This is a genomic window from Arthrobacter sp. FW306-1B-F12A (genome assembly GCF_058781865.1).
The window spans coordinates 64,854-79,663 of record NZ_JBYSXD010000017.1; the positions used below are offsets into that span (position 1 = coordinate 64,854).

Genomic DNA, 14,810 nt, shown 5'->3' on the forward strand with positions numbered 1-14,810 from the left:
CCTTTGTGTCATGGACACCGTGATCCAGACTGTCGATTTGCACAAGAACTTCGGGCGCGTCAAGGCGCTCGACGGCCTCGACCTCGAGGTCCACAAGGGCGAGATCCACGGCTTCCTCGGGCCGAACGGCGCGGGGAAGACCACCACGCTACGTATCCTTCTCGGTCTGGCCCGGCCGTCGTCGGGCAGCGCGAGCGTCCTGGGCATGCATCCCTGGGCAGACGCCGTCGAACTTCACCGGCGCGTCGCGAGCATCCCGGGAGACGTGAGCCTCTGGCCCAACCTCTCTGGCGGCGAGGCCATCGACCTCCTCTCCCGCCTCCGCGGGGGCGGCGTGGACCATGCTGCCTTCAAAGAGCGCAAGCATCACCTCTGCGAACTCTTCGACTTCGACCCGGGCAAGAAGGGCCGCGCCTACTCGAAGGGAAACCGCCAGAAGGTCGCGCTCATCTCGGCCCTCGTCATGGACGCCGAGTTGTATCTCCTCGACGAGCCGACGAGCGGTCTTGACCCGCTCATGGAGGCAGTCTTCACGCGCGAGATCCGGCGGATCGTGCACGAGAACGGCGCCACAGTCCTGCTCTCAAGCCACATCCTCTCCGAAGTCGAGCAGCTCGCCAACCGCGTAAGCATCATCCGCGCCGGCCGGATCGTCGACGGGGGCACACTCGACGCACTGCGCCACCTCACGCGCACGGAAATCTCGTTCGCGCAGGACAGTGTTGACACCCACGCACTGGACACGCTGTCGCAGGTCCACGATCTCACCGTGGCCGACGGGCGCGTCAAGTTCGGCGCCGATTCCGATCGCGTCCACGAGGTCCTGCCGCTTCTGGGCAGCCTCGGGGTCAAAGGCCTGGTCATCGCTCCGCCGTCGCTCGAAGAACTCTTCCTGCGCCACTACGGCGACACGGTCGCCCCGCCTGCCCTGCAGGCAGCGGACGACGGCGGCAGCCACCATAGGCGCCACCGCGCCGCGGCGGGAGCCTGAGATGGGCGCATTGTGGATCCTTTACCGGCACCGCTTGCGCAGGGACCGCTGGCAGGTGATTGTCTGGGTCCTCTCGATCGGAATGCTCGCACTATTCGCCGTCGCGGCCATAGCGAAGACCTTCGGCGACGACGCGATGCGCGCGCAGGTGCTTCAGCTCGCGACCGCGGCTCCCGCGATCCTTGTGCTGCGCGGCCTCCCCCGCGGTCCGGCGCTCGATTCGTTCACGTTCTTCGAAATCTTCGCGTTCCTGGGCGTCCTTGCCGGACTCATGAATACATTCATGGCCGTCCGGCACACCCGGGCAGAAGAGGAATCAGGGCGGGCCGAGCTCGTGTCCGCGACGGCCGCCGGACGGTGGGCCCCGCTCGGCGCCACTGTCCTTCACGGCGCGGTGGCCAACGTGCTCGTGGCCGTCGCTACGGCTCTCGGCTTCACGGCCGGAGGGCTTGACCCGGCCGGCTCGCTTTTGGCCGGTTTCGCGACAGGCGCCGTGGGCTTCGCCTTCCTCGGCGTGGGCCTGCTGGCCTCCGAGTTCTTCAGCACATCGCGGGGGGCCAACGGCATCTCGTCGGCCATCGTGATGCTCGCGTACCTGCTGCGCGGGTTCGGCGACGCCACCGGACAGGTCAGCCCCGACGGGACGACCATGACGGCCGCATGGCCGAGCTGGATCTCCCCCATTGGCTGGGGCCAACAAACCTTCGCCTACACAGGCAACCGATGGTGGCCATTGCTCCTTCCCCTCGCACTCTGGGCGGCGTGCACCGCCGTCGTCGTTGCCGTCATGGCGCGCCGTGACGTCGGCGCGAGCGTGCTCGCAGGGCGATCCGGACGAGCCGACGCCCGGCCCTGGCTGCGCGGAAGTTTCTCGCTCGCCCTACGCCTGCAGCAGGGAGCAATCATCGGCTGGTGCATAGGCGGCCTAGCGATGGGCCTGGTCACGGGCTCGCTTGGTTCCGCAATCCAGTCCTCCATCACCTCCAACCCCCAAATCACGGCCGTCCTCCGCGGCATGATCGAAGCACAGGGCACGTCAATGACCCAGCTCCTCGTCGCGGCGCTGTTCGAGGTAGCCGGAATACTTGCCGCGGTGTGCGGTCTGCAGGCCGTTCTTCGCCTCCGACAGGAGGAGGTGGCCGGAACCGCCGAGCCCGTGGTGTCCGAGGCCGTGGGCCGGATGCGCTGGCTGGGCAGCTTCGTCGGACTCGGCGCCGTCTCGGTCGTGCTTGTCATGGGGTTCACCGCCCTCGGGGCCTGGGTCTCCCTGGTAGCCTCCGGGGACACCTCGAGTGCAGTCGGCGAGGTCTGGCAAACCGCCGTCGACCAGCTTCCCGCAGCACTCATCTACCTTGCGCTGCCCGCCGCAGTGTTTGTTGTCTGGCCTCGTGCCACGGTCCCTGCCGGGTGGGCGCTTCTGGGCGTCGGCGTCGTCCTCGGGATCTACGGCGGCATGCTCGGCCTTGACCAGAAGGTCCGCGACCTCTCGCCGTTTACCCACAGCCCCGTCACCACCAGCAGCGGGACCGACTGGAGCGGCGGGTTTTGGATGCTCGGCATTGCCGCGGTCCTCACGGCATTCTCGCTCGTGGCCGTGCGCCGCCGGGAGGTAGGCACGGCGTGACAGATCCCGGCAGCAAGCGTATGCCCGACTCCGCCGAGACGTCCGCGGCCGTCCTCACGGCCGCGGGCTTCCCCAAGATGCCGGCCCGCGCCCTCATGGCCCTTGTGGTCTCTGACGACGGCTCGCTGACTGCGGCCGAACTCTCCGAGATACTGGGCGCGAGCGCCGCCGCCGTCTCCGGCTCCGTGCGGTACCTGCAGACCGTCGGATTCGTGCATCGGGTCTCTCAACCCGGCAGCCGCCGTGACCGCTACGCCCTCCCCGACAACGCGTGGTACGTCGCTTCCCTTCGGCAGAACCCCGTGTACAAGCGCCTTGCTGACCTCGCCGACTCCACTGCTTCAAGCCTCCCGGAGGGGTCAGCGGCGAAGGCCCGGGTGGACGAGATGGGCGCCTTCTACCGTTTCCTCATGACCCGGCTGCCCGGGCTCCTCGATGAGTGGGAACACACGCGGGTCAGGGCCTAGGCTCCCCGGACATTGCCTGAGTCTCAAGCCTGGGGCGGGTACGGCTGCGGCGGATACGGCGGCGGAGAGGCCTGCACCATTCGGTCGAAGCGCTGACCACTGGGATTGGCCGGCAGGAGCACAAACACGAGCAGTGCGATCCAACCGAGCACCGGGACCAGGGCGAGCAACAAGAAGAGCGCACTGAGATTCGCGTCGTGCAGGCGCCGCGCGGCCAAGGCGAGCGAAGGCACAATCGTCGCCAGGAACCACAGTCCGCCAAGGGCCGTCGAGGTGCTCGTGTTGCCGTTCCCTGTGGCCCCAGCCGCATTGATGACCCCTGAGACGACGGCTGAAGCGAGGAACCACCACCAATACTCACTGCGGCTCGCGCGGCCGTGGAAGATTGCGTACTTTTTCCAGAATCGTTTAACGGCCTCGATCGGCGGGGCTCCATAGTAGGGCAGTCCAAGCGGGACTCCACCCGGAGGAAAATTCTGGGGCTGATAGCTGGACATCATTCAAACCCTTCCATGCAGACTTATTCGACACCGGCATGCTAGAACCGGTAGGCCCGTCAGAACAGGGCACAAAGCCCCGCATCGGGCAACGGACACGGGCCAGGATCCGCGGGTGCGTTCGGTCGCTGGCCACGGTGCCCGCAAGAAGCTTCTCTCGCGGGACTTCCGGCACTGCCGGGCCGGGCCAAACGAGCAGAAAATGGTGCGCACAGCACCCGGACAGTGGGAGCCACATTTCATGGAGGCGGACTAAGTCATGAAAAAACCAATCGTTGTCGGCGTCGTTGACACCCAGGCGAGCCGGGCCGCGCTGGCTTGGGCAATGGACCGGGCGGCTCGACGGAAACTGCCGGTGCTGCTCGTTCACTCGGTCGACAGTCGATGGCTCGACGAATCAGTTAGTACGAACGAGGTGGTCAGAACCGCAGCAAACGAGCTGCTGAGCAAAACCGCAGCATATGCAGGCGAATTGGAGCCATCGGTCCAGGTAAAGACCGTGCTTTTCTCCGGTAGCCCCGGGCAGGCGCTCAGGAAGCACTCGAAAGGGGCCTCGATGGTTGTCATCGGAACCGGGCACAACTGGCCTGGAGGACCCGTCGCTGACAGGGCGCTGCAGATCGCCGCCGTCGCCGTGTGCCCTGTGGCAGTAGTCGGGGAGCAGGACATGACGGGGCGCCGCGGCATCGTGGTCGGCGCTGACGGTTCCGAAGAGTCTACCCAAGCGGTTTCCTTCGCGGCCGAAGAAGCGGACAAGGACAGCCAGGAGCTGACAGTGGTCCACGCCGTCCTCGCGCCGCCGCTCATTCAGCGCGTGATGCCGGCGAGCGACGTTGCCGAGACTGTCTTGGAAGAAGAACGAATTGTCCTCGCCGAGACCGTCGCGGGTCTGGCCGAAAACTATCCCGACATGGTTGTCCATCAGGCTCTGGTGTCCAACAACGAACCGGGGGAAGCACTCCTGGACGCCGCCGCCAATGCCACATTGCTGGTGCTGGGAAGCCGTGGAAGGGGCAGCTTCAAACGCCTCCTCATGGGATCGACTGCCCACACCGTACTCAGGTCCCTGCCCTGCCCAACCGTCATTACCCGGGTGCGGCGGGTGAAACTCACGGGGTTAAACGGCTAGCCTAGTCACGGACCGCTTCCCGCTCCGATAGCTACTCAAGCGACTCCAGCTCTTCCCCTTATTGATCCAATAGGCCCGCCGATCCTCTGCCGGGCGGCGCGCCCGAAGACTGCTAGCGCAAGAAGTCCGGGTTGAAGGAGTTGAGGTCGACCTGGATTCCGCCGATGTCCTGGCCGAGTTTTTGCTGGACACCGACACGCATGTTCCCCGGCACGTTCCAGCCGCCGTATGAAACGGGCGCGGGCGAAAGAAGGTCCGGAGTCCAATGCGCGTAGTCGAAGTCATGGAAATCCCCGTCCCACAGCGGAAGATCCGAGAACTCGCTGCTGTCGCCCATTATCAAGGGCCAGTGCGTGTGAATGCCGTAGACAATGGGCCGCACGCCCATGTCCCGGACACCCTCAACCATGTCACTTGTAATGGGTGGTTCGCCTAGCTCGACGTCCAGTGCAAAGAACTCCAGTTGCTCGCGGTACGGACCGGTGGCCTCTATGCCGCCCTTCCAACATTCCGGGTTGCGGGTGTAGACGGCAATCCTGAGTCCGGCGTCCAGCGCCATCTTGAGTTGCGTTTGTGTCCGGTCCCATGGAGTGCAGGTCCCCCACGCGGTTGAATGCATCACGTACAGCCGGAAGCCCGCGTTGTAGGCCCTGACGAACCAGCCCGGGTCGGTGATGGTGGCCGTGGTGTCCAGGACTTTCACCGACGGTTCCGCCGAATGCGCCGCGGGGGCATCGAGGGCGCCGGCCACGGCCAGGAGCGAGGCCAACACCACTGTCAGTATCTTCCTCTTTTTCATCGGGTCTCCCGGATGGTCCTCTCGCACAGTGTAGGACTCCCGGGGCTGAAGAGGAATAGCCCGCCGTTTGGCGGGAATCGAGGCCCGCGCCGGCCTGCCGCACAGCTACATTAGGTTCAACTGGAAGCCGCCGCGCGCGGCGCGCTTCCATGGTTGGGGAACCACATTACAGCGGGCCCAAGGGGCCTTGTACTCCTTCACAATCCGAAGCGTCACAATCATGAACCCTCGGACGAACATTGCCAACAGCAATTTGCCCGCTCCCACGCCATCCTCGGAATTGGCTGGTTCGAAGCGGTGTAGTTTTTCCACAGACTGGTGCTCCTCGCCCGCTTCCATGAGCAGCTGATGAAAGCCACTTCGAAGGCGCTGAATGCCGGCGACGTCCAAGTCCCGGACTCCATGGATGACCAGCGGTTCCTGCCAGTCCATCCCGAGTCGCCGTGCTGTGGCTTTTAGCGGGACAAGCATTGCTTCGTACTCCCAGCCGTGGAGGCCGTTGGGACCGTAGCCTTCGAAGGCGCCGCCAGTAGTTGTAACAACCCGGAGCGTTTTACCGGCCAGGGCTCCTGGAGTGCCGGTCCCGTAGGCCCAACCGCGGGTCAGGACCTCGTCCAGCCAGCGTTTGAGAATCGACGGCATGGCGTACCAATAGGTGGGGTACTGCAGCACGATGTGGGCAGCCCCCGCGACCGCGTTCTGTTCGGCTTGGATATCAATGGAGCCCGTCCCATACAGCTCGGAAAGGACGCGGATGTGAACATCCTGAATGGACTTTGACTCCTCGAGTAATGCGGCGTTGATGCGAGAACTGCGGAGGTCCGGGTGGCCGACGATAAGTACCGTCTTCATGCTGTGCTCCAACGACTCACTCACTTTTCCTGCACAGGTGCTTTCTGTGCCAGTTCCGGTCGAGTAACCGGGTGACCGTCGATGGACTCGTAAAGGCTCTTGGAGCGGGCAAGGTCGTCCATCAGGCTGACCGGTCCCCTGAAAGGCAGACCACCGATGTGCCAACCGTCTGTGTGCAGTTCCTCAATGAGGACCCAGACCACCTCGCGGAAAGCTTCAGATCCTTCGAACTTCACCATGACGTCAGTGAGCGCTGCCGCCATCCGGTGCTTTTCATCTTCCGTGAAGACGCCGTCGACGAGCTTCACATTTACGAACGGCATTGCGTTCTCCTCTTTGTAGGTGCTCCGGATTGCCCGGATATACCAAGCTTTGACCACGGGCGGCGTCGGCGGACCCGCGAATGCCGTCAATCACCCCACAGATACCGTCAGGGTGTGTCGGAGGCAGGCAGCGAGGTCCAGGGAACCGTCAGGGCCGGCACAGGAGGCGTTCCAGATAGAGCGAGGGACTCATTCCGATCTTCTGCGTGAAGACCCGCCTCATCGTCTCAGCACTTCCAAATCCGCTTGCGGCTGCCGCAGCGGCGACGGTGGTTCCCCTCTGGAGCATTGCCTGGGCCGCTTCGATCCGCACCGTTTCGACGTATCGACCAGGGCTGGTGTTGGTTCCCTCTTGAAAGAGCCGCGCAAGGCTACTGGCGCTGAGATTCGTCATGGCAGCCATGGCGTCAATCGAGTAATCCGCGCCGGGATCGGCCGTAATACGGTCCAACAGCTTTCTGAGGACGTGGTCCCGCGGAACGCCCACCCGGACGGCGACAGAGTGCTGGGATTGCCCTCCCGGCCGTTGATTGAAAATGACCATTTGACGGACCACGGCCCGGGCAACGTCAGGTCCGTAGTCCTCCTCGACCATGAACAACGCCAGATCCACCCCGGAACTGATGCCCGCCGAGGTGATGATCGAACCGTCCTGCACGAACAACGCATCAGGCACGACATGCACCAGCGGATATGACCTCCTGAACCGTTCGACCTGGGTCCAATGGGTAGTCGCGTTCCGGTAGTTCAGCAAGCCCCCGTGTGCCAGGAGAAACGCACCGGTACAGACGGAAGCGATCCGCGCGGCGTCATTCGTTAGATGGGAAACCGCCTCGACGAGTCCCTCCTCGAAAGGCTTGGACACCATCCCATAGGCACCCGGAACGATCACGGTGTCCAAGACGCCCGTCTCTCCGGCTGCGGCCTCAGCGGTCAAATAGTGTCCGTTGGAAGCACGCTTGGCACGGCCATCGCTGGAAACCAAGACAGTGTCGTAGCGGGCCCCAAAAGCATTCGCATGATGAAACACATCCGCGGGCCCGGCAATATCGATCATTGTCACGCTGTCATGGATCAAGAACCCGATAGCCCGGCTTCGATCACTCACTTCTCACCCTGGTCTTTCCAAAATGTCGTGCGCAGCTCCGATCCGCCTCTTGCGCGTCAAAGCCGCGGAACTGTACGCCGACGGAAACTTTGTTGTTTAGATACTCAAATTATTTCCGTTTTGGTTTCTATGGATTCAATGATTGCTTCGGGGCCGGTTCTTAAATTGTAGGTCTCAAAACCACTGGATTAGCAGCGGATGCGGAACCCCCGTTTCCTTGAGAAATCGATGCTTCCGGAAGGTCACAAGCAATTACTCAGAAAGCTGGTCCCGCCTGGGCACGGCCACGCCGAGACCAATCCTGGTGCATGTCGGCCGCTAATTGCCTTCTCCGCCCTGCTGTTCTTCTCGCGGAAACGCCGGTCGTGTCGCGGGAGGGGACGTGGCGGGGAGCAGTGGTTCTTCTCCCCGCCACGTTGGCACCGGAACCGGTCCTGCGCCCGACTGTCGGGTTACCTGTTGCGATGGATTACAGGGCCGGTGCCCGGTGCGGCTTGGTGGAGGACCCGCGATTCTTGGTTTTTGGAGCTTCGACGGGTCCTTGATGTGTGCATAGCATTGGCGGCTCGTCGACGAATCCATGCCAGCTAAAGGCTGGTGGGCCTCGCGGGTGTGATCAGGTTTGGATCCCGCCTGGCTGGGCGTACCCTCAGTGTGCCAGCACGGGTTCGCTGAGCTGGAGCTTTTCCGCCTCGGTCTGCACGAAGCCTGCCTGGAGCTCGGCACGGAGTTTGTCGGTGTCGAGTGCGTGCTGCCACTTGGCGATGGCGACGCAGGAGACGATGTTGGCGACCGTGCTGGTGAGGGCGCGGGCTTCGCTCATGAAGCGGTCGATGCCGACGATGAGTGCCACGCCGGCAACGGGCAGCGTGGGCATGACCGTCAGAGTGGCGACGAGGGCGACGAAGCCGCTGCCTGTCACGCCCGCGGCACCCTTGGAGGTCAGCAGCATCATTCCGAGCATGAGGAGGATCTGGTCCCAGCCCAGGTGGATGTCGCAGGCCTGGGCGATGAACATCGAGGAGAGCGTGAGATAGACCGCCGTGCCGGTGAGGTTGAAGGAGTAGCCTGTCGGGACGACGAGCCCGACGACTCCGCGGTCGCAGCCGAGGCGCTCGAGCTTGGAGAGCAGGCGGGGAAGGACGGGTTCGCTGGAGGACGTGGCGAGGACGATGAGGAACTCGTCACGGAAGTAGCGCAGGATCCGCCAGAGACTGAAACCGGTGAGCTTCGCCAGGATTCCGAGGACCAGGACCACGAAGACGATGCACGCGGCGTAGAAGGCGAGGATCAGCAGGCCGAGGTTGCCGATCGAATGGGCTCCGTACTTGCCGACCGTGAACGCCATGGCCCCGAACGCCCCGATGGGAGCGACCTTCATGAGGAAGCCGAACACGACGAACAGCAGCTTGTTGAAGCTGTTGACAACGTTGAGGGCCAGCTGGCCGGGTGCGCCGAGCCTGCTGAAGGCGAAGCCGCAAAGCAGTGCGATCACGAGCACGGGCAGGACCTCACCGTCGGCGAAGGCCCCGACGAAGCTGCTGGGGATGATGCTCATGACGAAGTCCACGGGGTTGCCGCTGGGCAGCTGGCTTGTGTACTTCGAGGCAACAGAGGTATCGAGGTGGGCTGGGTTGATGTGCATGCCCGCTCCCGGCTGGAAGAGCATGACCGCGCCCAGGCCGATGGCCAGGGCCACCGCCGTGAGCGCGTAGAACAAGCCCAGCGACCGCAGCAGGGTTGGGCCGACCTTCTTGGTGTCCGTCAGCGAGGTGATGCCGCTGACGATGGTGCAGAACACGATCGGCGCGATCATGAACTTCACGAGCTTCACGAAGCCGTCGCCGAGCGGCTTGAGGGAGGACCCGAGGTCCGGCCACAGCGCGCCCACGAGGATGCCGAGCCCGACGCCGATGAGTACCTGGACATACAAATGTCCGAGGATGGATTTGATCTTCATTGAACAACTTCCTGGGTGAGTGCCCCACCTAATGATGGCAGGGGCGGAATAAAGGGGCTAGGCCGTCAGGGCCACAGGCTGCGCGACGTCGATATCGGCGACGGCGAGATGGCGGGCCGCCCTGTGGAGGGCTACTTCGCTGACGTCCCCGTCGTCGTCCGTGACAACCTCGGTGGTGATGACACCGGCAGGTGTTCCGAGGCGCAGAAGCCTGCGCCCTTGGTGAGTTTCGAACGCCGGGGGCAGCACCTTCGCCACCACCGATCCCGGCAGGGCGGCTGCGAGGGAGACTGCAACGGCGGATGTCAGGCCGATGGCGGGGTGGGGTGCGAGCATCGAGAGCATGCGCACCCGCAGATCATGGGTATCGGCCGCGATCCTCGTTCCGTCGGCCGCAATGTAGTCACCGGGCGCTGCGACGACACCGACTTTCGGCACGGCATTCTGCGGAGGATCTTCAGGCTTCCTCAACCCCATCATCAGGCCTGCCGACGCCCGGGCTGCCACAAGCCTGGGCAGGTGCTCGGACAGGTTGCCGGTCATCACGGACAGATCGATGCCTGCCTCGTCCGCCGGAATCAGCACCGCAGGTGCCCCGGCGTCAATGAGAGTCGCCGTAAGAGTGGACCCAGCGGCCACGATCTGGTCTGCAGCGCTCCCCGTTGGAAGGACGGCTCCCGTGGTCCGCCCCCACGGGGCGTGGAACGAGAGGCTCACGGGAACACCCAGTGCCCTGCTGCCAGGAACACTGGCCAGGCCCGACGCCGGGATGCGGCCGCCGGGGGTCGCGACGGTGCCGCTCAGCACGGCTCCGGTGTTGAGGTTGCGCATCCTGACCCGGGTTGATCCCGACTGGGGAGTAACGATGCCCGACTGGACGGCGTACAGAGCGATCGCGGTGGCGCAGTTGCCGCAATTGGAACCAAGTTCCACCGTCGGGTTCCCGATCCCGACTTGGGCAAAGAGGTAGTCCAGGTCCGCCGGCCCGTCGGGAGTCGCCCGAACGACGGCCGCTTTCGACGTTGTCGAGGTGCCGCCGCCGACGCCGTCGAGCTGGCGGGGATCCGCTGCACCGAAAGCATCTGCCAGGAGGCTGCGGATCTGTTCGCGGCTCCCGGCGTGGAGGGCTACATCTTCGGCGTCGAAAAGCCAGCACTTGCTCGTGCCGCCCCGGTACCAGTGACCGCGGAGTTGCATGGTCCTCTTCCTTTACATGTCGTTCGTGTTGCACCTCACGGCGCCTGCTCCTTCTACGATCCACGCCACGAGAGTTGAGCACAATCACAGGATTCTCGACCACCGTTCACTTTTGCTAAACTCAATGCATGGCCGACCTTGACCTGCACCGACTCCACCTGCTCCGCGAGGTGAGCCGTTCCGGCTCCCTGACGTCCGCCGCGACGGCCCTGTCCTTTACGACCTCAGCCGTCTCCCAGCAGATCGCCAAGCTTGAACACGAAGTGGGCGTCGCGCTGATCGACCGCCATCCACGGGGCGTCGTGCTCACCGATGCCGGTCAGGCGCTCCTCCGCTACGCGGAAGAAATCGACCGGACAATCGAAGCCGCCCGGGCCGAGATGGGCGAGTTCGCGGGGCTGAGGCGAGGCCAGCTGCACATGGGGACGTTCCCCACCGTCGGCGCCTCCCTCATGCCCGACGTCGTGCTCGCCTTCCGGGCCCGCCACCCTGACGTTGCGGTCACGGTGGTTAGTGCCCGTCGCGACGGCCTCCTCGAACGGCTGCGGCGCAGGGACATCGAACTAACGCTGCTCTGGGACTACCCGTGGGAGCGCATCGAGGACGAGGACCTGAACCTCGTCCCGCTCATGAAGGACCCCACCATGCTGCTCGTTCCAAGGGACCACCCCGTCGCCGCACTCCGCTCGGTTCGGATCGACGCGCTCAGCGACCAGCAATGGATCGTCCGCGACGAACACCCCGTGGCCGACGTCCTCCGGCGGGTCTGCCGCGACGCCGGCTTCGAACCGGCCATCGCCTTCGCAGCCAACGACTACCAGGAAACCCAAGGCATGGTCGCCGCCGGTATCGGCATCGCCCTGGCCCCGCGGCTCGCCCTGAGTGCACTCCGCCCCGACATCATCGCCGTTCCGCTCAACGGTTCACCGACCCGGCGGATCCTCCTCGCCCACCTCGCGAACCGCAGGCTCAGCCCGGCCGGACATCAGGCCGCGTCGGTGTTCCTGTCAACGGCGAAACGTTTGCAAGCCCCCGCACTCGCAGCGGGCAACCCTAGTTCGTGAGTCCCGTGCATCCATAACGCGCAGGTTCTCGCTCCCTGAGCCACCAAACTGAAAGCGTGCATCTGGCAGTTGGCCGGGCTAAGCCGAGATGACCGCCGCCTGGCGCCGTTGGAAGCCGGCTTCACCCCCGGTTCGATCAATAGACACCGGTGCCGCCCTGGTATAGCGGCCAAGGACCGCAATGGGACGCCAGGGAATCGATCCGGATCAGCGGAGACCCGCGGGGAGCGCTATGGGACGTAGGACAGGAAACCGAGGTAGATCGGTATGTCCGCGCCCGCGTGGAAAAGGGTAGAGGGAATGATGCTGCCCGAGCTGCGGGTGAGATAGCCGCCGATCAGGCCGAGTGGGAAGGCGAACAACACGATGAAGACGAGGCCGGAGGCCGTGTAGGTGACGCCTACGTGCCAGGACGCGAAGACTGCCGCCTGGATAGTCGTCGCCAGGTAGGGACCGAAGGCGATGTTCAGCCTGGACATCAGTAGTCCGCGGAACGTCAGCTCTTCCAGGAACCCGTTGGCGGCCGCCGCGACAAAGAGTGCAGGCGTCAGGCTGAGGTAACGGCCAAAATCGACGGCGCCGTGCACAGGCATGAAACGCGAGTGCGGCAGCACTCCGAACGTGAGTACGTAGAAGGCGATGAGAGCGGCGATTCCGATCACGTAAGCCCTTCCGAACCGCCCCCAGCGGACGTAGACCGAGGCCAGCGAGCTCCTTGAGATCCAGACCACAAGTAGGACAGCGACGACGGTGAGCATCAGTTCGTCGAGCTCGATGATCACCGTAGCGGGAACCGTCGATGCCAGCGGGTTCCCGGCGACCGGGGGGCTGTGGAGAACCTGGCTTGCAAGGAAGCCCGGAACGTAGCGGTCAGCCAGGATGAACAGGGACATGCCGAAGAATGCCAGGGGTATCTCCCAGTACCTGTGCACAGCGGCATTTCGCCTCGCCAGCAGGGCGATGGCAAGCAAAGCGCCGGTGACGGCCAGACCGCAGACGAGCCGGGTGGCCTCATCCGGGACGTATCCGACCGAGACCGGCAGGAAACCGGCCACGACGCACGCGACTGCGAAGATCGCCTTCTGGCCCGGCATCAGCGGCCCACCCGTCGAGTCAAGCGCGCGTGCCGCTGAGGGCGATGACTCCATATCCCCTCCTTGCCTCTTCCATTTCCGGCCACCGGGCTGCGACGGTCATGGCCTACCACTTCCGGTTGGAAGGGCGGACTATGGTTTCGTCAACATTGAGCCCCTTTGCCCGGGCCCAGATCACCGCGTTCTGGGCGGCGAACGTCACTGCCAGGGCCAGGAGCAGTTCGCCCACCACGAAACCCTGAGAGTGGTTGGCCGCGTAACCGAGGAACGCGAATGGCAACCGGATCACAATGAGCACCGCCCAGGTCACCAGGGTCATTGCCGTGCCCTTGACCATCACCCGGCCGGCATCGGGCCAAACCCGGAACGTCGTCCCCCGCCACAGACCGGCGCCCAATCCAATGACGAGGCCGACAACAAGGAGGACTACCCGGCCCCGGTCTGCAGCGAGCGACTGGCGGGCCAGCTGTTGGAGTCCGAAGAGGCCAAGGACCGCCGGCAGCAACACGAGCGGGCGAACCCTGAGCGGTTGCGCCATCATCTGCCGATAGAGGACAAAAGCGATGAGAGCCAGGTAAACCACGACATTCACCGCGAGGCCGACAAACTGGTCCGGGGGCATCCGCTCTCACCTCCAGGAGCGTATTACTTACCGTAAGTAGTACGATACCTCCATGCAGGACCCTGTCAAGACCCCGCGAAAACGGCGACCGCGCGGCTCCCTCACCCGGGAGCAGGTGGTCGAAGCCGCGCTGACACTGGCCGACGAGGAAGGTCTCGAGGCGCTCACCATGCCGATGCTGGCCCGCCGCCTCAACTGCGGAGTGATGACCACCTACGGCTATGTGAACGGCAAGGAAGATCTGCTCGATGCCATCGCCCAACGGGGTCTGCGAGACCTCCACCTCCCCCACCCGCTCCCCGATGACGTCGGGGCGATCCTGCATGCCTGGGGACGGGCACTACGCCTGAACCTGATCGAGCACCCGAGCCTACCGATGATCTTCCTCTCCCGGGCGGTGATCGGGCCCGGCTTCCTCCACGGGCTCGAGGCCCTCCTCGGACCGCTGGCCAGGGCCGGGATGCCCCCGGTGCAAGGCGTCCACGCGGTTTACGCCGTCCTCACCTATGCCACAGGTTTTGTGGCCTGGGAAATACCGCGCACACACCGGCAGCAACAAGCGACGTACGCGGCGAGTTGGCGGCGGGAAGTTGCCAAACTGCCTCCAGCCGAGGTTCCATTTCTCGCCGGCATCCTCGATGAGCTCCCAGAGGTCGCCGGCAAGAAGCAGTTCGAGCTCGGGCTGGCCGCCCTGACCGCCGGCCTTGCAATCACCCCCGGCAAGTGACCCCGGCCGCGCCACCCGCCATCTTTGCCTCGGGCCGGTCGCGGCGGCTCAGGCCATTTCATCGAATTCCCTCGATCATGGGGGCTCTTTCGCACTCGTCTTCACCCAGACCGGGGCCGGGCGGTGTCCCGGGTAGCGTTCGCGGACCTGAGTTCCGCCTCGAGGCGCCGGTTGTCGGCTTCGAGGACCAGGACCATCCGGACGCCGGCAAGGTTCAGCCCCAGCTCCAGCAGCTCACCAATCCGCCGCAATGTCACGAGATCGTTCTCGCTGTACTGACGGGTCCCGCCCAGGGTCCTGCCCGGTTCCAACAAGCCTTTGCGTTCATAGAGGCGCAGGTTCTGTTGCCCCGTTCC

General features: G+C 64.5%; 16 protein-coding genes. 6 read left to right on the forward strand and 10 right to left on the reverse strand.

Annotated elements, in window-relative coordinates:
• Nucleotides 1–10 precede the first annotated feature (10 nt).
• The 3 genes from AC3WJU_RS10605 to AC3WJU_RS10615 are packed head-to-tail and all read left to right on the forward strand — an operon-like array spanning nt 11 to nt 3,082.
• Nucleotides 11–991, forward strand: coding sequence for an ABC transporter ATP-binding protein (locus AC3WJU_RS10605; RefSeq protein ID WP_492259827.1), 981 nt, complete (start codon nt 11–13; stop codon nt 989–991).
• Nucleotide 992: 1 nt separating this feature from the next.
• Nucleotides 993–2,615: an ABC transporter permease gene (locus AC3WJU_RS10610; protein ID WP_492259828.1), complete on the forward strand. Its 1,623-nt coding sequence runs from the start codon at nt 993–995 to the stop codon at nt 2,613–2,615.
• Nucleotides 2,612–3,082, forward strand: coding sequence for a GbsR/MarR family transcriptional regulator (locus tag AC3WJU_RS10615; protein ID WP_284989229.1), 471 nt, complete (start codon nt 2,612–2,614; stop codon nt 3,080–3,082). The genes AC3WJU_RS10610 and AC3WJU_RS10615 overlap by 4 nt, the downstream gene beginning before the upstream one ends.
• Nucleotides 3,083–3,105: 23 nt before the next feature.
• On the opposite strand, the gene AC3WJU_RS10620 is transcribed toward AC3WJU_RS10615, so the two are convergent.
• The gene (locus AC3WJU_RS10620) at nt 3,106–3,579 is read right to left on the reverse strand and encodes a DUF805 domain-containing protein (protein ID WP_284989248.1); all 474 of its coding nucleotides are present in this window, start codon (nt 3,577–3,579) and stop codon (nt 3,106–3,108) included.
• Between the two features lie 259 nt (nt 3,580–3,838).
• Between AC3WJU_RS10620 and AC3WJU_RS10625 the strand changes: the two genes are divergently transcribed.
• Nucleotides 3,839–4,708 carry a universal stress protein gene (locus AC3WJU_RS10625; protein ID WP_059389012.1) on the forward strand — a complete coding sequence of 290 codons (870 nt, stop codon included), beginning with the start codon at nt 3,839–3,841 and terminating at the stop codon, nt 4,706–4,708.
• A gap of 112 nt (nt 4,709–4,820) precedes the next feature.
• Here the strand turns inward: AC3WJU_RS10625 and AC3WJU_RS10630 are convergent, their stop codons facing one another.
• The 6 genes from AC3WJU_RS10630 to AC3WJU_RS10655 form a co-directional block, all read right to left on the reverse strand.
• A complete protein-coding gene (locus AC3WJU_RS10630) occupies nt 4,821–5,507 on the reverse strand; it encodes a glycoside hydrolase family 25 domain-containing protein (protein WP_492259829.1) in 687 nt (228 codons plus the stop codon).
• Between the two features lie 105 nt (nt 5,508–5,612).
• Entirely contained in the window at nt 5,613–6,359 is a 747-nt protein-coding gene (locus tag AC3WJU_RS10635) for an NAD(P)H-dependent oxidoreductase (protein WP_492259830.1), read from the reverse strand.
• Between the two features lie 20 nt (nt 6,360–6,379).
• Nucleotides 6,380–6,682: a tautomerase family protein gene (locus AC3WJU_RS10640; RefSeq protein WP_492259831.1), complete on the reverse strand. Its 303-nt coding sequence runs from the start codon at nt 6,680–6,682 to the stop codon at nt 6,380–6,382.
• Between the two features lie 148 nt (nt 6,683–6,830).
• Nucleotides 6,831–7,790 carry a GlxA family transcriptional regulator gene (locus AC3WJU_RS10645; protein WP_492259832.1) on the reverse strand — a complete coding sequence of 320 codons (960 nt, stop codon included), beginning with the start codon at nt 7,788–7,790 and terminating at the stop codon, nt 6,831–6,833.
• Between the two features lie 649 nt (nt 7,791–8,439).
• Nucleotides 8,440–9,750, reverse strand: a complete 1,311-nt coding sequence (gene dctA, locus AC3WJU_RS10650) for a C4-dicarboxylate transporter DctA (protein ID WP_306960193.1) — start codon at nt 9,748–9,750, stop codon at nt 8,440–8,442.
• Between the two features lie 57 nt (nt 9,751–9,807).
• The gene (locus AC3WJU_RS10655; RefSeq protein WP_306960195.1) at nt 9,808–10,947 is read right to left on the reverse strand and encodes a PrpF domain-containing protein; all 1,140 of its coding nucleotides are present in this window, start codon (nt 10,945–10,947) and stop codon (nt 9,808–9,810) included.
• Nucleotides 10,948–11,075: 128 nt separating this feature from the next.
• Here AC3WJU_RS10655 and AC3WJU_RS10660 point away from each other — a divergent pair, with 128 nt between their 5' ends.
• A complete protein-coding gene (locus AC3WJU_RS10660) occupies nt 11,076–12,011 on the forward strand; it encodes a LysR family transcriptional regulator (RefSeq protein ID WP_307053383.1) in 936 nt (311 codons plus the stop codon).
• A 230-nt stretch (nt 12,012–12,241) separates the two neighbouring features.
• Here AC3WJU_RS10660 and AC3WJU_RS10665 read toward each other — a convergent pair whose 3' ends face one another.
• Together AC3WJU_RS10665 and AC3WJU_RS10670 are read right to left on the reverse strand one after the other, a co-directional pair.
• A complete protein-coding gene (locus AC3WJU_RS10665) occupies nt 12,242–13,159 on the reverse strand; it encodes a CPBP family intramembrane glutamic endopeptidase (protein ID WP_492259833.1) in 918 nt (305 codons plus the stop codon).
• Nucleotides 13,160–13,211: 52 nt separating this feature from the next.
• Nucleotides 13,212–13,727: a hypothetical protein gene (locus tag AC3WJU_RS10670; RefSeq protein ID WP_306960200.1), complete on the reverse strand. Its 516-nt coding sequence runs from the start codon at nt 13,725–13,727 to the stop codon at nt 13,212–13,214.
• Nucleotides 13,728–13,779: 52 nt separating this feature from the next.
• Between AC3WJU_RS10670 and AC3WJU_RS10675 the strand changes: the two genes are divergently transcribed.
• The gene (locus AC3WJU_RS10675) at nt 13,780–14,454 is read left to right on the forward strand and encodes a TetR/AcrR family transcriptional regulator (protein WP_441438027.1); all 675 of its coding nucleotides are present in this window, start codon (nt 13,780–13,782) and stop codon (nt 14,452–14,454) included.
• Between the two features lie 101 nt (nt 14,455–14,555).
• Here the strand turns inward: AC3WJU_RS10675 and AC3WJU_RS10680 are convergent.
• On the reverse strand, nt 14,556–14,810 hold a 255-nt coding region (locus AC3WJU_RS10680; RefSeq protein WP_492259834.1), incomplete at its 5' end, for a MerR family transcriptional regulator.